This window comes from Bradyrhizobium nitroreducens (genome assembly GCF_002776695.1).
Classification (GTDB): domain Bacteria; phylum Pseudomonadota; class Alphaproteobacteria; order Rhizobiales; family Xanthobacteraceae; genus Bradyrhizobium; species Bradyrhizobium nitroreducens.
On record NZ_LFJC01000003.1, the window covers coordinates 4,369,299 to 4,391,970 of the forward strand.

General features: G+C 63.7%; 22 protein-coding genes. 10 read left to right on the plus strand and 12 right to left on the minus strand.

Annotation, left to right across the window (positions count from 1 at the left end; all coding sequences use genetic code 11):
• Nucleotides 1–193 precede the first annotated feature (193 nt).
• Complete coding sequence (locus tag TSA1_RS21035; protein ID WP_100178002.1) at nt 194–436, plus strand: hypothetical protein; 243 nt, start codon at nt 194–196, stop codon at nt 434–436.
• A gap of 7 nt (nt 437–443) precedes the next feature.
• Entirely contained in the window at nt 444–914 is a 471-nt protein-coding gene (locus TSA1_RS21040; protein WP_100178003.1) for a hypothetical protein, read from the plus strand.
• A 354-nt stretch (nt 915–1,268) separates the two neighbouring features.
• On the opposite strand, the gene TSA1_RS21045 is transcribed toward TSA1_RS21040, so the two are convergent.
• The 6 genes from TSA1_RS21045 to TSA1_RS21070 form a co-directional block, all read right to left on the minus strand.
• On the minus strand, nt 1,269–2,462 hold the full coding sequence (locus TSA1_RS21045) for a hypothetical protein (protein ID WP_145984352.1): 1,194 nt from the start codon (nt 2,460–2,462) through the stop codon (nt 1,269–1,271).
• A gap of 174 nt (nt 2,463–2,636) precedes the next feature.
• Nucleotides 2,637–3,551 carry a tetratricopeptide repeat protein gene (locus tag TSA1_RS21050; protein WP_161497255.1) on the minus strand — a complete coding sequence of 305 codons (915 nt, stop codon included), beginning with the start codon at nt 3,549–3,551 and terminating at the stop codon, nt 2,637–2,639.
• Nucleotides 3,552–3,607: 56 nt separating this feature from the next.
• Entirely contained in the window at nt 3,608–3,802 is a 195-nt protein-coding gene (locus tag TSA1_RS39350; protein ID WP_100178006.1) for a hypothetical protein, read from the minus strand.
• Between the two features lie 295 nt (nt 3,803–4,097).
• Entirely contained in the window at nt 4,098–4,511 is a 414-nt protein-coding gene (locus tag TSA1_RS21060) for an SRPBCC family protein (protein WP_100181257.1), read from the minus strand.
• Nucleotides 4,512–4,703: 192 nt separating this feature from the next.
• Complete coding sequence (locus TSA1_RS21065) at nt 4,704–5,234, minus strand: hypothetical protein (protein ID WP_174718997.1); 531 nt, start codon at nt 5,232–5,234, stop codon at nt 4,704–4,706.
• 67 nt (nt 5,235–5,301) lie between these two features.
• Nucleotides 5,302–6,264, minus strand: a complete 963-nt coding sequence (locus tag TSA1_RS21070; RefSeq protein ID WP_100181258.1) for a tetratricopeptide repeat protein — start codon at nt 6,262–6,264, stop codon at nt 5,302–5,304.
• Nucleotides 6,265–6,333: 69 nt separating this feature from the next.
• On the opposite strand from TSA1_RS21070, the gene TSA1_RS21075 reads away from it, so the two are divergent.
• Nucleotides 6,334–6,636 carry an MFS transporter gene (locus TSA1_RS21075; protein ID WP_245448377.1) on the plus strand — a complete coding sequence of 101 codons (303 nt, stop codon included), beginning with the start codon at nt 6,334–6,336 and terminating at the stop codon, nt 6,634–6,636.
• A gap of 26 nt (nt 6,637–6,662) precedes the next feature.
• Here TSA1_RS21075 and TSA1_RS21080 read toward each other — a convergent pair whose 3' ends face one another.
• The 3 genes from TSA1_RS21080 to TSA1_RS21090 form a co-directional block, all read right to left on the minus strand.
• Nucleotides 6,663–7,907 (minus strand): acyltransferase family protein, encoded by a 1,245-nt coding sequence (locus TSA1_RS21080; RefSeq protein WP_100178007.1) that lies wholly within the window; start codon nt 7,905–7,907, stop codon nt 6,663–6,665.
• A 78-nt stretch (nt 7,908–7,985) separates the two neighbouring features.
• Nucleotides 7,986–9,149, minus strand: coding sequence for an AraC family transcriptional regulator (locus TSA1_RS21085; protein WP_245448379.1), 1,164 nt, complete (start codon nt 9,147–9,149; stop codon nt 7,986–7,988).
• A 39-nt stretch (nt 9,150–9,188) separates the two neighbouring features.
• Nucleotides 9,189–9,650: a GNAT family N-acetyltransferase gene (locus TSA1_RS21090; protein ID WP_100178008.1), complete on the minus strand. Its 462-nt coding sequence runs from the start codon at nt 9,648–9,650 to the stop codon at nt 9,189–9,191.
• 137 nt (nt 9,651–9,787) lie between these two features.
• On the opposite strand from TSA1_RS21090, the gene TSA1_RS21095 reads away from it, so the two are divergent.
• On the plus strand, nt 9,788–11,389 hold the full coding sequence (locus tag TSA1_RS21095) for an amidase family protein (RefSeq protein ID WP_100178009.1): 1,602 nt from the start codon (nt 9,788–9,790) through the stop codon (nt 11,387–11,389).
• Nucleotides 11,390–11,465: 76 nt separating this feature from the next.
• Here the strand turns inward: TSA1_RS21095 and TSA1_RS21100 are convergent, their stop codons facing one another.
• The gene (locus tag TSA1_RS21100) at nt 11,466–13,265 is read right to left on the minus strand and encodes an alkaline phosphatase D family protein (protein WP_100178010.1); all 1,800 of its coding nucleotides are present in this window, start codon (nt 13,263–13,265) and stop codon (nt 11,466–11,468) included.
• Nucleotides 13,266–13,464: 199 nt separating this feature from the next.
• On the opposite strand from TSA1_RS21100, the gene TSA1_RS21105 reads away from it, so the two are divergent.
• Nucleotides 13,465–14,616 carry an acyl-CoA dehydrogenase family protein gene (locus TSA1_RS21105; RefSeq protein ID WP_100178011.1) on the plus strand — a complete coding sequence of 384 codons (1,152 nt, stop codon included), beginning with the start codon at nt 13,465–13,467 and terminating at the stop codon, nt 14,614–14,616.
• A gap of 26 nt (nt 14,617–14,642) precedes the next feature.
• Here the strand turns inward: TSA1_RS21105 and TSA1_RS21110 are convergent, their stop codons facing one another.
• Both TSA1_RS21110 and TSA1_RS21115 read right to left on the minus strand, forming a co-directional pair.
• A complete protein-coding gene (locus TSA1_RS21110) occupies nt 14,643–15,368 on the minus strand; it encodes an RDD family protein (protein ID WP_100178012.1) in 726 nt (241 codons plus the stop codon).
• A gap of 152 nt (nt 15,369–15,520) precedes the next feature.
• Entirely contained in the window at nt 15,521–17,686 is a 2,166-nt protein-coding gene (locus tag TSA1_RS21115; protein ID WP_100178013.1) for a putative bifunctional diguanylate cyclase/phosphodiesterase, read from the minus strand.
• 544 nt (nt 17,687–18,230) lie between these two features.
• On the opposite strand from TSA1_RS21115, the gene mepA reads away from it, so the two are divergent.
• From mepA to modC, 5 genes are all read left to right on the plus strand, one after another.
• On the plus strand, nt 18,231–19,175 hold the full coding sequence (gene mepA / locus TSA1_RS21120) for a penicillin-insensitive murein endopeptidase (RefSeq protein ID WP_100181260.1): 945 nt from the start codon (nt 18,231–18,233) through the stop codon (nt 19,173–19,175).
• A gap of 368 nt (nt 19,176–19,543) precedes the next feature.
• A complete protein-coding gene (locus TSA1_RS21125; protein ID WP_174718998.1) occupies nt 19,544–20,047 on the plus strand; it encodes a hypothetical protein in 504 nt (167 codons plus the stop codon).
• Between the two features lie 194 nt (nt 20,048–20,241).
• A complete protein-coding gene (gene modA, locus TSA1_RS21130) occupies nt 20,242–21,027 on the plus strand; it encodes a molybdate ABC transporter substrate-binding protein (RefSeq protein ID WP_100178014.1) in 786 nt (261 codons plus the stop codon).
• Between the two features lie 13 nt (nt 21,028–21,040).
• A complete protein-coding gene (gene modB / locus TSA1_RS21135) occupies nt 21,041–21,736 on the plus strand; it encodes a molybdate ABC transporter permease subunit (RefSeq protein WP_100178015.1) in 696 nt (231 codons plus the stop codon).
• Between the two features lie 2 nt (nt 21,737–21,738).
• Complete coding sequence (gene modC / locus TSA1_RS21140) at nt 21,739–22,401, plus strand: molybdenum ABC transporter ATP-binding protein (protein ID WP_100181262.1); 663 nt, start codon at nt 21,739–21,741, stop codon at nt 22,399–22,401.
• Nucleotides 22,402–22,672 lie beyond the last annotated feature (271 nt).

The following is a 22,672-nucleotide window of genomic DNA, read 5'->3' on the forward strand; positions in this document are numbered from 1 at the left end:
TATGCTTTTTTTGATTTTCAGAATTGGATTTGCCCCGACGGGCAAAACAGCGGTAGTATCTCATCGTCGCGCCCCGTGGCCGGCAGGGCCTTGACTGCCGCCATCCAGCGGCGGAATTGACGGCACCTTTAACGCGGCGGCAAGGCCCGCTATATTGTCAGGTAAATTCAGCCGTTCTCACCGGAAAGCTGTCATGGCCGACATCACGGTACATCTCGACGACGAGCTCTACGAAAAGGCTTCGCGTGTCGCCGGGCGGGACAATGTGAGCGTGAAAGAACTCGTCGAGGAGGTCATGCGCCGCCATCTGGACTACGTCGAGGTGGTGCAGGATTTCTCGAAAATGCCGCCGCTCTCGCTCGAGAACTACGAACTCCATCGCGATGCCGACGAAAGCGATGAGGACTACGCGTTCAGGCGCTCGCTTTTCCAGTGAGACCGGAATGGCTCCGCCCTTCCGACGCGGCGACATGGTCTGGAGTTATTTTCCCTTCGCTGAGACTCCCGACATACCCGCGCGCACCCGACACGCGGCGATCATCATCGGCGCTTTTTCTGCAATCGACGCTGCCAGGATGCTGGGACACCCGGCGCCGGCGTACGGCGCCGCGGTTGCAGTTTACACCTCGTCCCAAGTCAGGAAGTTCGGCGACAATCTGCCGATCGGGATCATCCAAGTGCCTTTGGACAGAGCGCGCCAGAACAAGAACAACTCCGCATTCTTCATCGATACCCGCGTCCGGGCATATCTTCCGATTCACAAGGACTACTTCCCCGATCTGGATGCGCCGGATCATGGGCTGATCGCGTCAATCGATCCGGGGTTGTTTAGACGCATCATGGAAGAGTTCGCACGGGTCAATGAGCGGGCGCGGGAGCAGATCGTGACAGTCGGCCCACTCCGGCCGCGTTGATAGTTCGTAGGGCGGGTTTAGTTCTTGCGAAGCCCATCATCCACGCTTGATCCGACATGTGAGTACAAGCTTTACGGTCTCGCTTCGCTCTATCCATTCCACGAGTTCTTTGCGCAGCAGAGCGCGCGCCTCGGCGATTGCCCTGCCCCCGGCCGCACCCTGCCTTTTTGACCCCTTTGCTCCGTCGGGCAAAACAGGGGTATGGTGGCAAATTGGAAGGATGTGTGCGAGCCCCGGCGACTGCCGGGGGTATCCTATCATTTCGACCGCCGATCTGCTTTCGATGACTCGAGCAAGCCATCAACCTACGCCAGCTTCCGGCGCCGGCAGATTGGAAGTTGCAGCGTCTCCTCCCTAGGGGCCCAATCCCACTTCGAGACCAAACCCGTACTCCTCGGGTTCGTCTGTGTAGTCGCACCGGACGAAGTGCCTAGGCTTCGTTGCATCAATTATCCAGCCCCACGGAAATTGTCGCGACTGGGTGAAGCCTTCAAAATCACACTGAACGTTCGCAACGATCTGAGCCGTCTCGTTCGCAGCGGTGATTGCGGCCACGCACTTGCCTGGATTTGCTTGGTTCGACGCAAATGTAAGGGCCTCGCCGTTCTTGTAAACGACGATCTCACTGCATGCCGCCTGTCCACCTTCGGGAGACGAGTAGCTCCCAAAAGGCAGCCAGCCACTAGCGCCAGCCTTCGAGTTAGCCTCCTTTGCACCATCGGCAATTCTCGCGTCTGCTTCAATGACGAGGGCGGTATTGTTTCGCGCCAGAATATCAAATGCGGACAACACCGTCGACTTGGCTTCACCCGTCGATGTGACCTCGAAGCCTCGAAACTCATTGTAAGTCTTCATGTACAAACGGCGCCCGAGTTGAAGATATGCCGGCTCATCCGCGATACTGCGAAACGAACCGAAGGAAAGCAGCGCGCCATTGCTGTATGCAAAGATATGATAAGCTGGGTTGATGCGAGCAGCAGTACTTATCAATAGGAATGGACCGGCCGTGACGAAGATGGACGGAATACCCGGAGCAAATGTTTGAAGGAGAGCATATCTAGGCCGCCAGCCCTTCCATTGAGTTTCTTTCAGGACCAGATGAACGGCCTCGGGATCTTGTCGGAATTCCGAACAGTCCTTGCCCTGCAGAGATCTGCGCGGAAATACCGTGAGCGCAAGGTCCGAAGCTTGCCCATCGCCGTCCAAGTCGATGATATTGTGCCAGGCGACGCATTGCCCCACGATCGAGAGATCCCGAACGAGAACCCTGTCGATCAACCATGGACGCAACGTTCCACTGAGAAGGATTGCGCTCGACGTGCCCGAGAATACCTTCGGAAGCGTCGTTCCGAAAAACTCTGATCCGGTTATCGCAAACGTGGCTAGGGCAGACACGATCGTCGCAATACCGGCTGCAGCCACCAATCTTGCAGCAGTCCGCCGTATCATGCGGCGCAATCTCGGACTACGAATGCGTGTGAGAAGAACGCTTCGCGTCTTTTGAATTGCCAGTTTGACAGTTAATTTCTGAGCCTCGCCGTTCGTCATTGTCCCCTCCGGAACATAGTACGAATTGTCACTTACGAATTGACGCACAAGGCCAGAATGCAATCATCGCGGCGCCCGGCTGAGCGAAGCGGCACGCCCCCATGACCAGCGTCTTGCGGAAGACGTTCAGTCCCGCATTGAGAAGGCCATCATCGGCAGCATTGAAAAGGAGCATCAAAGACTGTTGCAGCGCGCCTTGATCATGTTTTGCTGAGTGTCGCCAACTCCCTTAACAAAGTCGATCTCCTGGTACAGGGAGAGCGCCTTGCTCAAATACGTGCACGCCGAAGAACGGTCTCCCTGCACATATCTGGCGTAGCTGTAGCCGCCGTAAGCACCGCCGAGGCCTCGCTTGTCGGTACTACCTCGGAACGCCTCAATCGATTTTGTGTAATACAACTCGGCGGTACCGGCCGAACCTCTCTTGATATAGATGTCACCGAGCAACTTGTAATTCGCGCCCATTCCCGGGCGATTGCTTGACTTCTCATTGTGCTCGAGGCTCTTCTTAGCGTACACCTCGGCCATCTCATACGCATCTTTGCTGAAATAGAGCGTGCCGAGATTGTAATAGGCCGAGCTGATAATTCCTTGGTCGGGTATTCTTTGGCCGATCGATAGCTGCTTCTGCATCGACGTCTCGGCCTCCTGCAACCTACGTAGCGCGCGATACGCCTGACCTAGTCTGGAATAGGCCAGATGGTTGTCAGGGTCGCATTCGGTAACCCGGTTGCACGAACTGATCGCTGAGAGTGGATCTGATCGAGCGTCCTCAGCGCACTTGTTGATCACTTCCTGCGTGCAGATATTGCCGGGCAAGCTTTGTGAATGCCCCAGAATCTTCATCACGCAGCTCACATACAACGTGTACGCCTTTGAGCGCTCATTTTCCGGAAACAGGTTGAGAAATTCTGGCGCGTTTTGAAGGGACATGCGACCTTGCGTACGTGTCCCCTCATAGAAACTCTTGATTGAACCAAGAAGATTTCCTTCCAACTTGACATTCATGCCTACGGCGCAGGTGCCCAACGCATTCATGAATTGCTCGGTACTTGGAGCGCTATTCTGTGCGGAAACCTCACGCACCATGCAGAGTCCGAGACACAGAACGATGACTCCGAGGAGATTGCTTTCTGTTCGGGCCGTCATTTTGATGCGCCCCATACCGCGGACAGCGCTCCGACGAACGCGAACAGTATGTTCTTCAGGGCTTCTACTGCGACAGGTGTAAGCATCTCCTGGACATAGGGCCCAAGGGACGCAGCGCCCACAATCAACAACGAACAGAAGAGCAGCAATCCAGCGTACAGGCTCAACACGACCTTTTGTGCGGAATTCATGATGCCCCCTTGCAATGGCTCTATCGCCTAGGACACGTCGGCCTCAATATCAATTTTTATGAGTACTAGAAAATCGTGCAACTTTTGCTTGCGTTTGTCGAGAAAAAAATGGACCTCCCGAACTGGCGGTCAGCCTTGTTCTCTCTCCGCAAGCCCATGGGATGAGCTCTTGCGAAACCCATCGCCGGACGAGCGGCGCCGCATCCGGCAATCCTTGTTAGCTCGATCCGACCGTCAGGATAAAGCTTGATGGGTTTCGCTTCCGCTCTACCCATCCTACGAGCTCCCTGATCGATCAGGCCTTCTGCTTTGCCGCGACGTAGCGCGCGAAATTGTCGAGGATCGCCTGCCAGCCACTGCGCTGCTGCTCTTCCGAGTGCGTGGTTTCGCCATCGAACACCACGCGGACGACGACGCCGTTCGGGCCGGGCACGAACTCGACCTCGGCCTTGCGATCGCCGAACGAATATTCGATCCGCTTGTGCTCGACGATCTTCGTGTAGGTGCCGGCGAAGTCGAAACCCATGCTGCCGTCCTTGGCCTCCATCCGGGACGAGAAGGCGCCGCCTTCCCGCAGATCGACCGTCGCTCTGGTCGTGTGCCAGTCGTCGGAGGCCGCGTTCCACTTCACGATGTCGGCGGGCGTCGTATAGGCATGCCAGACCCGATCGATGGGGGCTGCGACGCTGGTTTCGACGGTGATTCTCATCGGCATTGCTCCAGTTCGATTTCGACGGCCCGAGGTGACATCGATTCACCCGACGGGATCCATGCACCGCTCGTTCGGGACATGTCCATCCAAGGACGATCGAGACCCGTCGATGCCGACATGATCGAACCAGCAATGCGATAAAAAAAGGGCCATGGGGGAGGCGCGCGCCCCTCCGGCCCGCAGTCGGCGTCAGCAGATCTTTTGAAAACGCGCGCGCCACCGCGATGCCTTGATCGCCGGTAGCACGTAGCTTCTACCTTCGGCGGAGATCCTCAGATGCCGCCCGGACTCCAAAAGATCGAGGACGCGGTCTTCCAGCACGCGCCATTGGTCATCGGCAAGACCGGGATGACCAAGGTCCGCCTGGTTGAACATCGAGGTGCTCGGCGGGAACGACCCGGGACCGGCGTAGGTGAAGCCGGCGAAATCCATCTGCGTCTTGCCGTTGCCGATCGTGATCGAGGCCTCGGTATGTTCCTGTGTCGGCGCGTTGCCCGGATAGACCGCATCCAGTTCGAAATGCGAACCGCAGCCGATGCGGAACACCGTCTTGCCGCGCGGGTCGGAAAAGACGAGCCATGGCCGATCCTGGCGGTCCATTCTGAACGTCCATGCGCCGCTCCACATCTCCTTCGACGGGCCGCCGGCCGCCGTTGCGGCAGACAATCCGAGCCACGTCAGGGCGACGACAAGTTGGAGCAGTCTTGCAGGGTTCGTCATGGCCCCTCAACGCGATCCGCTGATGATCCTCAGACCAAGGACGTCTCGACCGGCCTGGCAGGCGTGCTCAGATCGGCTTTGTCTTCCCTCTGATTGCCATCGACCGTTTCAGGACTTGCTCGGCATCGGCATGGCGACCTTGATTCTTGTAGACGTTGGCGAGGTTGTCCAGGACACCAGCAAGATCCGGATGATCGGGGCCGAAGGTCTTCTCGAAAATGGCCACCGACTGCTTGAACAGCCGCTCGGCCTCGGCGTTGCGTCCCTGACGCCCATAAAGCGCCCCCAGATTGTTCAGCGCCTGCGCGATGTCGGGATGATCGGGGCCGTTCGCCTTCTCGGTCACGGCCATCGACCGCTTGAGCAGCCGCTCGGCATCGGCATCGCGATGCTGGTGGGTGTAGGTGTCGGCCAGATTGTTCAACAGCACCGTGGCTTCGGGATCGTCGGGGCCGAGCGCTTTCTCCAGCACGGCGAGGCCCCGCTCGAACAGCGGCTCGGCCTGGTCGTAGCGGCCCTGGCTGCTGTAGACCGCGCCGAGATTGCACAGCGGCAACACGATCGACGGATCGTCGGGGTCGAGCACCCTCTCATCGATGGCAATCGATCGCTTCAGGAGCGGCTCCGCTTCCGCGTAGCGTCTTTCCGCGCGATAGAGATCGCCGAGATTGTTCAGCACCATTGCGACTTCCGCGTGATCCGGACCGAGCGTCTTCTCGCGGATGGCCAGCGCGCGCTTGTACAGCGGCTCGGCAACGGCGTATTCGCCGAGATTGTGATGGATCGTGCCGAGATCGCTCAGCGGCATCGCGACGTGCGCATCGTCAGGGCCGAACTGCTTTTCGTGAAGGACCAGAGACTTCTGGGCCAGCGGCAGCGCTTCCATGTACTTCCCGGCCCGATAAAGCTCCTTCATCTGCCGTGTGAGCGCGTCCGTCTCGTCCTCTTCGGCATGGGATGACGCGCCGAACGCCAGGCTCAGGGCAAGCGCCGTGACCGCAACACAGATCGATGCCTTCAGAGCCTTCATCGCGCCTTCCCTCGTCGCTGACATCAGCGACTACGCGCCGTTGGTGCTCCCGGAAGCCGGATAGGTTCAATGCAGCCGCTGTCCGTCGTGTTCGGCCTCGCCTATGGCGGCGTGATGCCGTTCCATGCGGTGCTGGTCCGCGAGTTCTTCGGCGCACGCATCATGGGCACCGTGTTCGGCGCGGTCTCGGCCTTTGCAAGTCTCGGCATTGCGCTCGGGCCCTGGGCCGGCGGGCTCGTATTCGACAATTTCCAGCGCTACACGTGGCTGCAGGCCGGCTCCTTCGCGATCGGGCTTGCCGCCGTTGCAGTGGCGCTGAGCTTTCCGACCAGACGCAGGCCATCGCTGGACCTTGGCCGCGCTGCGGCGTGACGACGGAGCGGGCCGGCCGACGACCATCACGGCACGGCCGTGCCGGGAACCGCGGCGGTGGGCGCGGCCTCGCGCGGCGCGCGACGGCCGTTCAGCAGCGCGCCGATGAAGGTGAAGCGCACCAGGAGTTGATAGCTCGCCAGCATCGGCAGAAGCGCCGCGACGAGGATGATCGCGAACTTCAACGGCCCGGGCCAGGCGAGCTGCGACACCGCGACCTGCAGCGCCATCACGATCGGCATGTGGATCAGATAGAGCCAGTAGGAGGCGTCGGCGAGGTAACGCCTGATCGGGCTGAAGCCGGACATGAACCGGAGCGCGAGGCCGATGAAGGCGAAGGTCGAGATCCAGATCGCCGGCGCATACAGGATGGCGGCGACGAGCCTGAGCGTCTCGGCGCGGACCGGCAGCTTAGGCGCGCCCGGGGCTGAACTCATCACACCCGATAGCACGAAGCTGGTCAGGATCAGGCCGAGCGCCGGCACGAGAGTCCACAGCCAGCGCCGCTCCAGGATCCGCAGCAGATCGATCTGCCGGTGCAACAGCCAGCCGACGCCGAAAGCCGTGCCGAAGCCGATCCAGGCCTGCGCGTTGGTGACGAACGATTGATCGGGCGTCCTCACGCCGACCGCACCAGCCCATCTCGGATCGAGGCTGAAGGCGATGCCGATCGGGATCGCCAGAATGAGCGGGGCCAGCGGGCTTTGCATGATCCCCGCGAACAGACGATCCAGCGCCATTCTCAGAGCACCTGATGCGTCGAGCCAAACGACGAGGCTGCGCAACAGAAGCGCGGCGACATAGAGCTCCAGCAACACATAGAGAAACCAGAAATGGGCGAGCGGGAAATTCGGCAGCACCGGCCAGTTGCGCATGGCGGGCGTCGGACCGCCATTCGGGAACCAGGATGCCCAGTTCACGACCACCGCCATGGCCGCGAACACGATGGGCCAGCCGATCACCAGCGGCAGGGCGATGCGCTGCAGCCGGTCCCCGACGAAGCCGCTCATCCCCCGGCGATGAAAGCTCATCCGGGCGAAGAAACCCGCCATCAGGAAGAAGGTGGTCATCCGGAAGACGTGGATGGAGAAGGACAGGAGCCCCACCGCGACGCTTGGATGGGTGTCCTGGATGAACCAGAACCGGGGCGAGACGGGCACAAAGGACAACGCCGCGTGCAGGACGATGCCGAGCAGCAGGGCAAAGGCCCGGACCGCATCGAGCGCGTGCAATCGTTCGGACGCAGAATTGGCGGCGATCGGAGGGGACATGGTCAGGCTCGCTGATGAGGACTCGCCTCACAGCCTGCCCGATCACGCCCGCGCCTTCTCGCCGAATCCGGAAATCGGCTAACCGATGTCCCGGCGCCGCTGGCCGATTTCCTGATCGCGCGCCGAGCCCGGTGCCGTTTGAGGCTGGGCCAGGGCGTCGCGCCGAAATTCGCTCGGGGTCATGCCCGTCTCGGCCTTGAAGGCGCGGTTGAACGGCCCGATCGACTGGAAGCCGGCATCCATGGCGATCGTCAGCACCGGGACCTCGCGCTGCGCCGGATCGGACAAGGCCGCCTTGGCGTCCTCGATGCGGTAATGATTGAGGAACGCATTGAAGTTGCGATAACCCAGTCCTTCGTTGATCGCCTGCCTGAGCCGATACTCGGGAACGTCAAACCGTGCCGCAAGTGTCCCGATCGCAAGGCCCTCCTGCCGGTAGATGCGCTCGACGGTCATCAGATGGTCGAGGCGGCGGAGCAGGAGGGGATCGACCACGATTCCGCCGGTCGTGGCACGATCGGCCCTCCGGGCTTGCGGGCTGAAGTCGCCGGGCGCGATCGCCGCCGTGGCGCCATTGGCCGTGACGGCCATGGGCGCAGCAAAAGTCCCCACGCCGGCCAGCATGGCCACCACGAACAGGCAGAGAGCGGTCGGAAAGCTCCCGGCTCCACCGGGGACGACGACCGGGATCGCCGCAAAGCCGGCGCCGGCCACCACCGCAATGAGCCCGACATTGATCGCAAGCATCGCCAGACGCAGCCGGCGCCGCCGCGCGACCAGATCGACCCGCCAGGTCTTGACGGTCTGGACCGCGGCTGCGACCGCCAGCACCAGGGTGATCAACGACAGGACCCGCCCCCCGGCCCCGGCCAAAGCGGGCCAGCGCGCCCAGCCCAGCGTGAGCACGAAGCCGAAGGCGACAATCGCCAGCCAGACCGCACCGTGCCATCGCTTCAGCACGAAATCATCGTCGAACGCCGCACGCGCCCACAGCCAGAAGATTGCGGGTTGCGCCGACAAGACCGGCAACACCCACCACCAGCATGACTTGGGAAAGAACGGCGCGGTCGTGATGGCGTAGAACAAGCCGCCGGCAGACATGGCCATGCCCAGCAATGCCTGCTGGCTGGTCGCACGACGCAGCAGCGCCACGAGGATGATCAGCAGAAACACGCCGCTCGTCGCGCCGCGAAGCCCGAGATCGATCGCCGTGAGCCCCATCGCGGTCACACCTTGCACCATGCGCTTCTCTCCGACGATCGCGGCTGATCCGAGCCAGACTTATGGCGCGTCATCGAGCTCGCGCTCCATGACGATCGTACGTTCATCATTATGGTAACTGTCGCGCACTGTCCTGAACCCGAGCCGCGCATAGAAAGTCTCGGCGGTGACCGAGGACGAGAGCGTCAAGGCGGGAATGTTTCGCTCGCGCGCTATGCGCTCCACCTCCACCATCAGCCGCTTGCCGATGCCGCGGGCCTGAATATCGGGTGCCACGAAGACGGTACGGACGACGCTTCCATCGAGGCCCGCCGTTCCAACGACGCGGCTGTCGACGGTAGCGACGAAGACCGTGCGCGTCCCGATCAGCTGCCTGACGGAGTCCGGACCAAAGCTGTGCGCGATCCTCTCGATGATCGCGTCCGTGTAGTCCCTTGCATTGGTCTCGCGCAGCGCCCGCAGGATCACCTCGCTGATGCCATCGGCGTCGTCTTCGCGGGCGGGCCGGATCGTGCACTCCATGGATCGCTCGTCTGAAGCCGCTGAAAGGACCGGAAGCTCACGTCTGCGCCGCGCCGATCGGTCCTCGGCTTGTCGTGCGACCAGGCCCAATGCTACCATTGGTAGCATCTTCGCAGCAAGCTGCCCGAGAGGACGCGATGGACAAGCCGATCCGCGGCGATGCAGAGGCGCCGGTCCTGCCGACGCCGGAACAAGCGCCGTTGAGCGAGATCATCGACGCCCTGGCCGGCGGACGGATCTCCGCCACGACGCTGACCGAGCTCTATCTCGCCCGCATCGAGGCCTATGACCGCAACGGACCCGCGCTCAATTCGGTCCGCACGCTCAATCCCGATGCGCGCACGATCGCGGGCGGATGCGACGGCATCAGGCCATCGGTCGAGCGGCCGCTGGCCGGCGTGCCGATTCTGCTCAAGGACAACATCGCCACCGGCGACAAGCAGCCGACCACGGCGGGCTCGCTGGCGCTGGAAGCGGCGCACGCCAGGGACGACGCCACCCTCGTCAAGCTGCTGCGCGACGCCGGCGCGGTGATCCTCGGCAAGGCGAACCTGACCGAGTTCGCCAACATGCTCGCCGTCGACATGCCCTCGGGCTATTCGTCGCTGGGCGGCCAGGTGAAGAACCCTTATGCGCCTGACTTGACCGGCGAGCATGGCATCCCGGTGTTGCAGCCCGGTGGATCGAGCTCGGGGTCCGCAGTCGCGGTGGCGGCCGGCCTGTGTGCGGCGTCGATCGGCACCGAGACCTCGGGCTCGCTGCTGTTCCCCGCCAGCATGAACGGTCTCGTCACGGTGAAGCCGACGGTCGGACTGATCAGCCGTGCCGGCATCCTGCCGCTCGCGCACAGCCAGGACACCGCAGGGCCGATGACGCGCACCGTGCGCGACGCGGCGCTGCTGTTGAACGTGCTGGCCGCCAGGGACCCGCTCGACCCGGCGACGCAGAAGCAGCGGCGGCCCGCCGACTACACCGAGGGCCTTGCCGCCGACGCCCTCAAGGGCGCACGCATCGGCGTGCCGAGCGATCCCAACGATCCCCTCAACGATTGCTTCTACGGCAAGCTGCTGCCCGACAGGGTCAAGGTGATGACCGAGACGATCGAGGTGCTGGAGGATCTCGGCGCCGTCATCGTGCGCGCCAACATGCCGACGCTGGGCTGGATCGGCGGGCCGGGCACGACCATGGCCGTGCTCAACCGCAATCCGCTGAGCGAGCACAAGGGCACCATCGCAAGGCCGCCCGTCGTCTTCCTCTACGAGCTGAAGCACGACCTCAACCTCTATTTGCGGGATTGGGCGACCGGCACCGACATCAAGACCATCGCCGACATCGTGGCCTTCAACCAAGCCAACGCGGAGAAGGCGCTGCGTTTCGGCCAGGACCATTTCCTCGCCGCCGACATGACCAGGGGCGATCTGAGCGAGCGCGAGTACAAATCCGCGCGTGCCATGGACCTGCTCTCGGCCAGGACGCGCGGCATGGACGCTTACATGAGCCAGCACAGACTGGACGCGGTGCTGTTCCCCGGCGCCACGGGCGCCGCGATTGCCGCCAAGGCAGGCTATCCCAGCGTCATGGTGTGCGGCGGCTTCATCTCGGGAACGATCGACGGCAAGGACACGCCGGACTATCCGCTCGGCGTCGCCTTCGCAGGGCGCGCCTGGAGCGAGCACAAGCTGCTGCGGCTGGCCTATGCCTTTGAGCAGGCAACTCGCGCGCGCAAGCCGCCGCCGTAGCGCGGCGTCTTCCGGTCAAGCGACATCCCCTCGATCTCGGCCACAGCGCGGCCGTCGCAAGGGGGCGTGCTCGCGGCTAGCGCCAGGGCTCCAGCTGAAGGTCGGTCTCGAGCGGAACGTTCGCGCCAGAGGTTGCATCGGTATTCGCGACCGCTTTGCCGTTGCGATCGAACACACGAACCTTGAGCTGCGATTTCGTCCTGTCGATCTCGATGCGCGCGAAATTGTCGTCCTGGGTGAAGCCCCATGACTTGTAATGCATGCGCGTCTTGCCATCCCTCAGCGGAAACGCATCCCATTGCTCGGTCTGCCGGGAATCGTGCACATACCCGTTTGGGTCTCCGTCGGCGAACGGAAATGGCCAGTAAAACGCCGACGACGTGACCGAGAATGCCTTGAGGGGCAGGATCTTCTTCTTCCGGCCCTGATCCCGCTCGAAAGTGATCTCGGCGACATTCGAGCAGTGAATGTCGCCGGAGAGAAAGACGACATTCTGAATGGATTCGTCGACGATATGGTCGAGCAGTTCCTTGCGCGTCTGCGGAAATGCCGGCCAGCTGTCGCTGTCGTCGCGATTGTCTCCGTTCACCTCGAACAGCTGAGCATCGAGACCTTTCTCCGTCCGGTCGCCGATCCGTTCGTCCATCGCATTCGGAACGAAGACGCTGGATGAGACGATGAATTTCGGGACGTTGTTGCGCTCCCTCTGCATCTGCGAAAGCCAGTCTTTCAGCCTGCGCATTTGCCCAGGATGATGCTCGTCGATGGTCGGATAGCCGAGCATGTAATTGTCGCGGAGCCCGTGATCCAGCTGACGGTCGTTGTTGTTCTTGTAGCGCTGCGTGCGCGTGTCGAGAACGAAGAATGGGTAGCCGCCGCAATCGAACTTGTAATACAGCAGGCGCCCCCATGTGCGCGGACTGTGGCTCCATTGGTAGTTCATGTAGGCGGTGACCGCGTAGTTGAACACCATGTGCTTGCCAGGATCGCCTTTCAGCCGGTCCTGGGTCCAGTTGTCCTCGATCTCATGGTCGTCGAGGATCATGTAGGTGCTCGATCGCTGCAGCAGATTGCGCAGGTTCTGCGCTGAATAGGCCGTCGTATAGCGCTCCTGGAATTCGTCATACCGCTCGGCCCGCAGGATCGGAACGAAGCGATTGAGCATGTCGGCATAGATCTGGTCGCCGCACATCATGGTGAAGGAGGCTGCCGGGCCGATCGAACTGTCCTTGAAGTGCAGGGACATCGGTCCGAATATCTGGTCGGCCTCCTTGATCTTCCAAAGCAGCCCCGGATAGCGGCACGATCCGAGCAGGAAGGCGAGAGAGTCGGCGACCTGCCCCGAAGGTGGGAAAGTTCGAAACGTCGCCTCGCATGTCGACCGATCGAGCCTCAACAGATCGTTCTTGATGATGTCGATGTCCGGCAGGATCGCGATGAGATCCAGGTCCGAGGTCCGGGACGTGTTCGGCGTGGGATCGTCGACCGTGAGCACCCCGACCCGGACGGTGTACGCCGTATTCGGCGTGAGCGGCTTTGCCGCCACGTTCTTGTCGAGCGTTACCGCAACAACAACTTCTTCCACGCTGTCGAGGTCGGTCGCGTTATAGTACCCGAGCTGGACGTCCGAGCCGAGGACGAAGGTGCCCGTGCGGTCAAATTCCCGGTTGAGCCGGAAGTACCAGGCTGCGCCGATCTTGTCGTTCTCCCCGGTCTTGCCGCCTTCCACGATCCCGATCACACCAACGGTGCGCCGATTTTCGTCGAGCTGCGCCCTGTCGTCCGCGGGGTCCGCGGCGCGGACCCAAATTCTGGCCGTCGTATCAGTGGTGTGACCGACAATCGGTCCCAATCCCGGTTCGCGCAAACTGACCATTGAAATCTCCCGCTCTGAAAACCGTCAGTAGAGTTCAGAACGGACCGCAATGCAACTCCAAGGTGTTTTAGCCGAGACAGGCATTTGGCACGTCGCAGGATTTTCGCCGTGCAGATGCGGCATTCTTGATCGAGCCCGAGGAATGGGCCACCATCCGCCCGCCCGTCGAACAGCACTCAAGAAGGGCACGGGAAGAGGCATGAACAAGGCCGGGGCAATCGACCTCGTCGAGCGAGCGCGGTCTCTCGGTCCCCTGATCGCGCGCGAGGCGGACGAGATCGAGCGGACGCGGCGGCTGACGCCTGTCGTCGTGAACGCCCTGATCGACAACGGGCTCTATCGCGCGCTGCTGCCGCAGAGCCTCGGCGGCGCAGAAGCCCCAATCGAGATCTTCATGCAGATGCTGGAGGAGATCGCGAAAGCGGATGCCTCCACGGCCTGGTGTCTCGGCCAGTGCACGGTCTGCGCGATGATCGCGGCGTCGCTCGATCACGACACCGCGCACGAGATCTTCAATACGGCGCCCGGCATCCTCGCCTGGGGCGCGATCGCGCATGAAGCGCGCGCGGTCGAGGGCGGCTATCGCGTCACGGCGCGCTGGGATTTCGCCTCGGGCTCACGGCAGGCGAGCTGGCTGGGCGCGCATGTCCGCATCGTGGGATGCGACGGCACGCCGCGGAAAAATGCCGACGGCTCGCCGGAGGTACGCACCATCCTCTTCCCCGCCGCACACGCGACGTTGCACGACGTCTGGCAGGCGATTGGCCTTGCCGGCACCGGCACGGATTCCTACGAGGTGAACGACCTCTTCATTGCCGAACGCTTCACGGCCTTTCGCGACGTGCCGGCCGCGCTGCGCGAGACTGGACCGCTCTACCGGATCGGCACCGGCGCAAGCTTCAGCCTGGGCTTTGCCGCGGTGTCGCTCGGCGTCGCCCGTGCCACGCTGGATGCCGCCATCGCTCTGGCGCGCGCAAAACATCCCTCGCTGTCGGCCAGCGCCATGCGCGACAACGGGGCGGTCCGGGGCCTGATCGGCCGCACCGAAGGCGATTGGCGCGCCGCGCGCGCTTATCTCTATGCCACCGCGCAGGCGATGTGGCGCGAGCTGTCCGCGACCGGCGAGTTCAGCGCCGCGCATCGCAGCGCGGTTCGTCTGGCGGCAACGTGGACCATCCATCAATCGGCCAAGGTCGTCGACACCGCCTATCACATGGCCGGGGCAACGGCGGTGTTCCGTAAGCACCCGTTCGAACGCCGCTTCCGCGACATGCACGCCATCGCCCAGCAGATCCAGGCGCGGGATAGCCATTACGAGGATGTGGGGAAGGCGATCCTGGCCGGAAGCTGAGCGGCGGCGCGCGGCGCCACCACCGTCTACGCCCTGCGGGCACCGATCAGCCGGCCTCGCCAACCCATGCCGATCACAAGCGCAATCATCAGAAGGAAGGCCACGGCGGCGGCGGTATCGACGATGCGGTCGCTTCCATTGCAAATGTCCTGGTTGAGGCAGGCGCGGGACATCAGGCCGGCCCGGACCAGCACCGCGAGCACGCCGAAATAGAAGAGGACGCTGAGCGCCAGATAGACCACCGTCACGAGCAGGCGCCGCAGCCGCGAAGGCATCGCCGGATCATCCTCGCGCCGCTCCGTGATGAACTGGCCGGGCGTCGCCTTGGCGGGATCGCGGATCTGGACGGTCGAATGCGTCAGCAGATCGTGGACCGCCTGGTTGCGGCGCGTGGCGGCCAGGATCACGAACGAATACCAGCCCAGAATGCTCTTGACGGCAAAGCGTGCGAGCGCCTTGGCGAAGCTGACATTGCCGCCGCGATCGTCGACGATTCGCAAATTGGTCCAGATATGGCCGAGCGTGCCGCCGGCGCGCCAGACCAGCACCGGCTCGTAGAGCAGCAGGATGACGACGACCGCAACACCGAGACTCCGGCTGAGCCCATCGCTCGCGACATTGCTGGCGACCGCCAGCGCGCCGAACAGCAGCGCCATCGCCAGCATCCAGTCGAGCAGAACGGCCTTGAACCGCCTGGAGAAGCGGGCATAGCGCGGGCCAGGCAGCGGCAGCGGAGGCGCATCAGAGGTCATGGGGTCGCATCCGTTCGATCGATCCAATCATGAGACGCTGGCAGCGCGCGGCAGGTTCGACCAGCCGCCAGCCATCGCATAGGGCACGCATGCTTTGCGACGCGCAAGTTCTGAGATCGTCTTGGCCGGCTTGTGCCGGCCTGCTCCGCCGCCTACGCCACCATCGCGGCGTCCTCGTCGCCGTCGATGCCGCGCTGCGCGGCGAGCAGGCTGACGATCTCGGCATGGGGCCGGGCCTTGCTGAACAGGAAGCCCTGGCCCTCGTCGCACCCTTCGGCGCGCAGGCAGCTCAGCTCGGCTTCGGTCTCGACACCTTCGGCGGTGATGGTGACACCGAGGCCCTTGCCGAGGCTGACGATGGAGCGGATGATCGCCTGGGCCTCGCGATTGGCGCCGAGATCGCGCACGAAGGACTGGTCGATCTTGATCTTGTCGAAGGGAAAGCTTCTGAGATAGCTGAGGCTGGAATAGCCGGTGCCGAAATCGTCCATGGAGATGCGCACGCCGAGCGCGCGCAGCGCATGCAGTGTCGCCAGCACCTGCGCGCTCTTCTCCAGGAGCAGCGTTTCGGTGATCTCGAGCTCGAGCCGCCGCGGCGGCAGGCCGGAATGTTTCAGCGCGTCGGTCACGATCGAGAGCAGATTGCCGCTGCGAAACTGCAGCGGCGACAAATTGACGGCGACGCGGACGTCGTCCGGCCAGGCCGCGGCATCCAGGCACGCCCGGCGCAGCATCAGCCCGCCGAGCGGGTTGATCAGCCCGGTGTCCTCGGCGACCGGAATGAACTCGGCCGGCGAGACCATGCCGCGCTCGGCATGCGGCCAGCGCACCAGCGCTTCGAAGCCGGTGATGCGGCCGCTCGAGAGGTCGATCAGCGGCTGATAGTACGGCCGCAACACGTCGTTGCGGATCGCGTCGCGCAGCTCGACCTCGATCTTGCGGCGGCTCTGCGCTTTCGCATCCAGCGCGGCCTCGAAGAAGGCGAAGCTGCCGCGCGCATCCAGTTTCGCCCGCGACAGCGCCATGTCCGCGCTCTTGAGCAGCTTCTCGGACTCATCGCCATCGCCCGGCGCCATCGCGATGCCGATGGAAGCGCCGATCACCACGGAATGGCCGTCGAGCAGATAGGGATCGGCGATGGCCTCGAGCAGGCGCTTTGCGAGTCCCACAGCATCTTCCGGCCGGGTCAACCCGCTCTGCACGATCGCAAACTCGTCGGAATTGAGTCGCGCCAGCGCGTCTTCCTCGCGCAGCGTCGAACGCAGCCGCTTGGCGACGCCGCGCAGCAGCTTGTCGCCGACCGCGTGTCCCAGCGTGTCGTTGACGGCCTTGAAATTGTCCAGCCCCAGCATCAGGAGCGCGACTTTCTCGGCGCCGCGCCGCGTGTGCAGCAGCATCTCGTCCATCTGCTGGCGCAGCAGGGTGCGGTTGGGCAGGCCGGTCAGGGTGTCGTGCTGGGCCATGAAGGCGAGCCGCGCCTCGGCGCGCTTGCGCTCGGTGATGTCCATCAGCGCCAGCAGCACGGCGGGCTGCTCGGCATAGGTCAGCTCGCGGGAATAGATCGCAAGGTCGATCAGCGCACCGTCGGCCTTGACGTGCTTCCAGGTGCGGCCGGCCTGCTCCTCGCTGGAGTGGTCGACGGTCCAGGGCGGCTCGCTGTCGAAGGCCTGCAGGGAGCGGATCTTCAGCCGCTCGAACTCGGCGCGGCTGTAGCCGTAATGCGCGATCGCGGCGTCGTTGACGCCGAGGATGCGCTCGTCGTCGAGCGCGCAGACGATCATGGGAACGGGATTGCCGTCGAACAGCAGGCGGAACGAGGCCTCGCGCTGCTTGAGCTCGGTGATGTCGACGCGCAGACCAACCACGCCACCGTCGTCGGTGAGCCGCTCGTCGATCAGGATGACGCGGCCGTCCGACAGCTTCTGCTCGTGGCGTGCACCCGGCTGATAAAGCTTCTGCAGCCGCTCGGCGATCCACTCATCCTCGTGGCCGAGGGCTTCCGGATAGTCGCCGCGGGCAACGCCGATGCGCAGTGTGTCTTCGAGACGCGCGCCTTCCTCGAACAGATCGGCGGTCTTGCTGTAGATCTCGGCGTATTTCTTGTTCCAGAGGACGTAGCGGCCTTCGGCATCCAGAAACACGATGCCTTGCGGCAGGATGTCGACGGCCTGGCGCAGCCGCTCATGGGATTTGCGCGCCTCGGCGATGGCGGCTTCCGCCTCGGCGCGGCTGCGCAGGACCTCGTCGCGCTCGGACAGGGCGCGCGGCGCGCGCGCGAAGCGTGGCTTGCGCGGCAATTGGCCGGCTCGGGCAAGCACGCCTCTGTTTCGTTTTCTTGCTTTTCGAGACCCCAAACTCAACTTCACTCGTCCCAATCGCGCCCGGCGGCCGCAAGTTTTGGGGCAAGTGTCTGAAAAAAAAGTAATCTTGGGTGACCGCGCGCGCCAGGACAGTGCCTTGCGAGCACCTCGGGTCGGGCTTTCGTGCCTGTTTGTGAGGCGCAAGCGGGCCAAGCGGCGCGCCAGACACGCGGCTTCGTCGCAATCGAGGAGAGAGGTGGCGCAAAAACACGCCCTCTCCATGAATCAATTCCGATCACGCATTCGATTGTATACGGGATCGAAGCGAATCTCGTTCCGCGCACGAATTTTGGTCAATGCGGGATACGGTTATCGCATTGTTAAAAAACCGGGTCGGCCGGCGAAAAGACGCGGACTTTCGGACGAGATCATGGAACACGGGGACCGTCGTGTCGGGCGAGCTTTGCGCTGAGGCAAAGGCTGTAAAGACGGCGTGAGATTGCGGCCGGGCGAAACTCACATTCTTACCCCTGAGGCGGCGTTGGGCTATAAGGGAATCAGCATGAATCCCCGCCGCGTCGCCCCTCTCCTGCTCGTCATGACGCTTCTGGCCGCCGGCGGCGCGCTGGCCCAGGACAAGGGCAGCATCAACCCGAAGCCGCTGCCGCCGCTCGCCAATCCGAACGACCCCGACGTCGCCGCCAAGGAGCTGTTCGCGCGAAAGCTGCTGCCGTCGAAGGGGCCGGCCCATGTCATCGGCTCCTACACCAGGGGCTGCATCGGCGGCGCGGAGCAGATCCCGGTCAACGGCGATCATTGGCAGGTGATGCGGCTGTCGCGCAATCGCAGCTACGGCCACCCCGACATGATCGCGCTGATCAAGCGGCTCGCGACCAGGGCGCACAAGGACGCGGGATGGCCGGGCATCCTGGTCGGCGACATCGCCCAGCCGCGCGGCGGCCCGGCGCTGTCGGGCCATGCCAGCCACCAGATCGGTCTCGATGCCGACATCTGGCTAACGCCGATGCCGGACCGCCGCCTCTCGCGCGAGGAGCGCGAGGACATGTCGGCGGTGATGATGGTGCGCCAGGACCGGCTCGACATCGACCCGAAAGTGTTCACGGCGAGCCATGTGCTGGTGCTGCGCGATGCGGCGCGTGAGCCGGCGGTGCAGCGCATCTTCGTCAATGCCGCGATCAAGAAGGCGCTGTGCCGCGAGGCCAAGGGCGACCGCGCCTGGCTGTCGAAGATCCGCCCCTGGTGGGGCCACGACTACCACTTCCACATCCGCATGCGCTGCCCGGCAGGATCAGGCGAATGCGAAGGCCAGCCGTCGCAGGCCGAGGACGAAGGCTGCAAGCCCGCCGATCTCGCCTATTGGTTCTCCGACGCCGTGCTGCACCCCAAGCCGCCGCCGGAGCCGCCCAAGCCAAGACCGCCGATGACGCTGGCGCAGATGCCCGCGGCCTGCAAGGCGGTGCTGCACGCCGCGGATGCGAAGCCGTAGAGAGCGTGTGTACGGGCATACTGTCGCCTCCCCATTGCTGTCGTCCCGGACAAGCGTCAGCGCAGATCCGGGACCTATACCCACAGGGCGGGGTTGTCGGGCGAAGTGGTAACTCCGAATCTTCGCCATACTTCTCCCTGTGGTTATGGATCCCGGATCTGCGCTGACGCTTGTCCGGGATGACGGCCGTGATTGAGGCGCGCCCCCGGGATGACGAAGTCGTTGATTGGTTCGGACCACTCCAGTGCGCTAGGATCCCCTCGCCGCCCTGCCGTAAGCTCGCGGCATTCCCGGGACGCGCATCCCGTCATTCAACAAGCCTGACCGCAAGCCTCGCGCCGTTCGTGGGGCCAATGATGGAAGTTCACATGCGCGTCCTCGCCCTCCTCGCTGCGCTCGCGTTCAGCGCGACGTCCGCCCTCGCCGCCGAAGAGCCCAGCGGCTGCGACAAGTTCAAATGGTCGATCGAGCGCGAGCGTGCCGCGCTCACCGCACCCGACCTCGCCAGGCTCGCCTCGGGCAGCGAGCAGGCGGCCTTGCCGGCCTCAGCCATCACGCTCGGGCTGGTCGTCCCGAGCGAGGCAAAGCTGCCCTCGCCGCCGGAGCGCGCGCCAAAGGACGGCACCTTTGCCGGCTTCACCAGCGTCAAGTCCGCCAAGGCCGGGCTCTACACGATCAGCCTTTCCGCCGGCGCCTGGATCGACGTGATCCAGGATGGGCATGTCCTCAAGCCCGTGGCCTTCAGCGGTGCGACCGATTGCAGCGGCATCCGCAAGACCGTGAAATACCAGTTGTCGGCGCAGCCCTTCGTGCTCCAGATCAGCGGCGCCAGGGAGAATGCGGTCGCAATCGCGTTCCTCCCCGTTCAATAGCATTGTCTGCCGGACCAGCGGCCACCCTTTGACCTGAGGCCGCGGCCCCTGCTATCTTCGCAATTGCGATATCCCTGCCGGCCGTAAGCCGCAGCCGGGGCTCCGTGGAGCAGCGCTTCCACCCGTCGCGACCGACCCACCAACGCCAGTCCGGCGCATGCATCCTGCGTGTGCGGACTCGCACGGAGCGCTCCATGTTACGCATTGCAGGACTTTTCACCGCCTTCGTGATCCTCGCAGGCGCGAGCCTTTCGCCGGCCGCCGCCGAGGACAAGACCATCACCGTGTTCGCCGCCGCGTCGATGAAGAACGCGCTCGACGAGATCGATGCCGCCTATACCGCCAGGACCGGCGTGAAGTTCAGCGTCAGCTATGCCGCAAGCTCCGTACTTGCCAAGCAGATCGAGCAGGGCGCGCCGGCCGACGTATTCGTCTCGGCCGACACCGACTGGATGGATTATGCAATCTCCAAGAAGACCATCAACGTGCCTTCCCGCGTGAACCTGCTCGGCAACAGCATCGTGCTGATCGCGCCGAAAGATTCCAAGATCGACAACGTCACCATCGCGCAAGGCTTCGACCTTGCCAAGCTCGCCGGCGACGGCAGGATCGCGACCGGCGACGTCAAGTCGGTCCCTGTCGGAAAATATGCCAAGGCAGCGCTGGAGAAGCTCGGCGCCTGGCAGGCGGCCGAGCCGAAATTCGCAATGGCCGAGAGCGTGCGCGCGGCGCTGACGCTGGTGGCGCGCGGCGAGGCCGCGCTCGGTATCGTCTATTCCACCGATGCCAAGGTCGAGCCGGGCGTGAAGATCGTCGGCACCTTCCCGGCGGAGTCGCATCCGGCGATCATCTATCCGGTCGCCGCGACCACGACCGCAAAGGCCGAGACCAACGACTATCTCGCCTTCCTGCGCTCCTCGGCCGCCAAGACCATTCTGGAGAAATACGGCTTCAAGTTCCTGGTCAGCCCGACAATCTGATATTCAGCACTTGATGCCCGAGATATCTCCCGCCGAATGGACCGCGATCCTGCTCTCGCTCAGGGTCGCGATCATCGCCACGCTGGTCGCGACGCCCTTCGGCATCGCCCTGGCGTGGCTGCTGGCGCGGCGCGATTTCTGGGGCAAGTCGGTGCTCGACGCCATCGTGCATCTGCCGCTGGTGCTGCCGCCTGTCGTCACCGGCTATCTGCTGTTGCTGACGTTCGGCCGCAAAGGCCTGGTCGGCGGATTCCTCGCCGACCATCTCGGCATCGTGTTCTCGTTCCGCTGGACCGGCGCCGCGCTCGCCTGCGGCGTGATGGCATTTCCGCTCCTGGTGCGGCCGATGCGGCTGTCGATCGAGGCGATCGACCGGCGGCTCGAGCAGGCCGCGGAGACGCTCGGTGCGGCGCCGTGGAAAGTGTTCTTCACGGTGACGCTGCCGCTGGCGCTGCCCGGCGTGCTCGCCGGCATGGTGCTCGGCTTCGCCAAGGCGATCGGCGAGTTCGGCGCCACCATCACCTTCGTCTCCAACATTCCCGGCGAGACCCAGACGATCTCGTCGGCGATCTACTCGCTGATCCAGACGCCGGACGGCGATGCCGCGGCTGGCCGGCTCGTCATCGTCTCGATTGTGCTGGCGCTTGGCGCGCTGATCGCGGCCGAATGGTTCGCCCGTCGCGCGACGGCGCGCCTGCACGGGAATTGACCATGCTGCGGGTCGACATCGAAAAGAAGCTCGGCGAGTTTTCGCTCCAGGCCAATTTTGCCGGCGAAGGCCGTGTTATCGGCCTGTTCGGCGCATCCGGCGCCGGCAAGAGCTCCCTGGTCAACATGATCGCCGGCCTCCTGCGGCCCGACCGCGGCACCATCGTGATCGACGGCGAGACCGTCGACGACACCGCCGCCGGCATCCATGTGCCCACGTATCGCCGCCGCATCGGCTACGTCTTCCAGGACGCGCGGCTGTTCCCGCACCTCAGCGTCGCGCAAAATCTCGATTATGGACGACGCATGAACGGACTAGCGCCCGATCCGGCGCAGCATACGCGTGTCGTCGATTTGCTCGACATCGGCGCGCTGCTGGATCGTCGGCCCGGAAAGCTCTCCGGCGGCGAGCGTCAGCGCGTCGCGCTGGGACGCGCGCTGCTCTCGCGGCCGCGCCTCTTGCTGCTCGACGAACCGCTCGGCGCGCTCGACGAGGCCCGCAAGCTCGAGATCCTGCCCTATCTCGTCCGGCTGCGCGACGAGGCCAACGTACCGATGGTCTATGTCAGCCACGACGCCGCCGAGCTGCGCCAGCTCGCCACGCAGATCGTGATGCTCAAGCAGGGCCGGGTGACGAGTTTCGGCGGGGTGAAGGTGCTGGCGTGAGAGGGCTGGCAGCTTGTCTGGGCATACTTCCGCCTCACCATCGCTGTCATGCCCCGGCTTGACCGGGGCATGACAGTACGCCGCGGCCTCTCGGTTCAACCACCCCCGCCTCTGGAATACTGGATGGCCCGCCTTCGCGGGCAATGACACCGCGATTTTTGTCGCGCGCTTACCGTTCTCGCGAAGTGGCTAGAGCATTTTCGGTTCTGATTGAATCAGAACCGAAGCTCTAGATTCTCGTTTTGACGCGTTTTCTTCACGCGAACCGGTG

Coding starts and splice junctions, on each gene's coding strand:
- TSA1_RS21035 (WP_100178002.1), top strand. CDS start 194: ATGGCCGACATCACGGTACATCTCGACGACGAGCTCTACGAAAAGGCT.
- TSA1_RS21040 (WP_100178003.1), top strand. CDS start 444: ATGGCTCCGCCCTTCCGACGCGGCGACATGGTCTGGAGTTATTTTCCC.
- TSA1_RS21045 (WP_145984352.1), bottom strand. CDS start 2,462: ATGACGAACGGCGAGGCTCAGAAATTAACTGTCAAACTGGCAATTCAA.
- TSA1_RS21050 (WP_161497255.1), bottom strand. CDS start 3,551: ATGGTGCGTGAGGTTTCCGCACAGAATAGCGCTCCAAGTACCGAGCAA.
- TSA1_RS39350 (WP_100178006.1), bottom strand. CDS start 3,802: ATGAATTCCGCACAAAAGGTCGTGTTGAGCCTGTACGCTGGATTGCTG.
- TSA1_RS21060 (WP_100181257.1), bottom strand. CDS start 4,511: ATGAGAATCACCGTCGAAACCAGCGTCGCAGCCCCCATCGATCGGGTC.
- TSA1_RS21065 (WP_174718997.1), bottom strand. CDS start 5,234: ATGACGAACCCTGCAAGACTGCTCCAACTTGTCGTCGCCCTGACGTGG.
- TSA1_RS21070 (WP_100181258.1), bottom strand. CDS start 6,264: ATGAAGGCTCTGAAGGCATCGATCTGTGTTGCGGTCACGGCGCTTGCC.
- TSA1_RS21075 (WP_245448377.1), top strand. CDS start 6,334: ATGCAGCCGCTGTCCGTCGTGTTCGGCCTCGCCTATGGCGGCGTGATG.
- TSA1_RS21080 (WP_100178007.1), bottom strand. CDS start 7,907: ATGTCCCCTCCGATCGCCGCCAATTCTGCGTCCGAACGATTGCACGCG.
- TSA1_RS21085 (WP_245448379.1), bottom strand. CDS start 9,149: ATGGTGCAAGGTGTGACCGCGATGGGGCTCACGGCGATCGATCTCGGG.
- TSA1_RS21090 (WP_100178008.1), bottom strand. CDS start 9,650: ATGGAGTGCACGATCCGGCCCGCCCGCGAAGACGACGCCGATGGCATC.
- TSA1_RS21095 (WP_100178009.1), top strand. CDS start 9,788: ATGGACAAGCCGATCCGCGGCGATGCAGAGGCGCCGGTCCTGCCGACG.
- TSA1_RS21100 (WP_100178010.1), bottom strand. CDS start 13,265: ATGGTCAGTTTGCGCGAACCGGGATTGGGACCGATTGTCGGTCACACC.
- TSA1_RS21105 (WP_100178011.1), top strand. CDS start 13,465: ATGAACAAGGCCGGGGCAATCGACCTCGTCGAGCGAGCGCGGTCTCTC.
- TSA1_RS21110 (WP_100178012.1), bottom strand. CDS start 15,368: ATGACCTCTGATGCGCCTCCGCTGCCGCTGCCTGGCCCGCGCTATGCC.
- mepA (WP_100181260.1), top strand. CDS start 18,231: ATGAATCCCCGCCGCGTCGCCCCTCTCCTGCTCGTCATGACGCTTCTG.
- TSA1_RS21125 (WP_174718998.1), top strand. CDS start 19,544: ATGCGCGTCCTCGCCCTCCTCGCTGCGCTCGCGTTCAGCGCGACGTCC.
- modA (WP_100178014.1), top strand. CDS start 20,242: ATGTTACGCATTGCAGGACTTTTCACCGCCTTCGTGATCCTCGCAGGC.
- modB (WP_100178015.1), top strand. CDS start 21,041: ATGCCCGAGATATCTCCCGCCGAATGGACCGCGATCCTGCTCTCGCTC.
- modC (WP_100181262.1), top strand. CDS start 21,739: ATGCTGCGGGTCGACATCGAAAAGAAGCTCGGCGAGTTTTCGCTCCAG.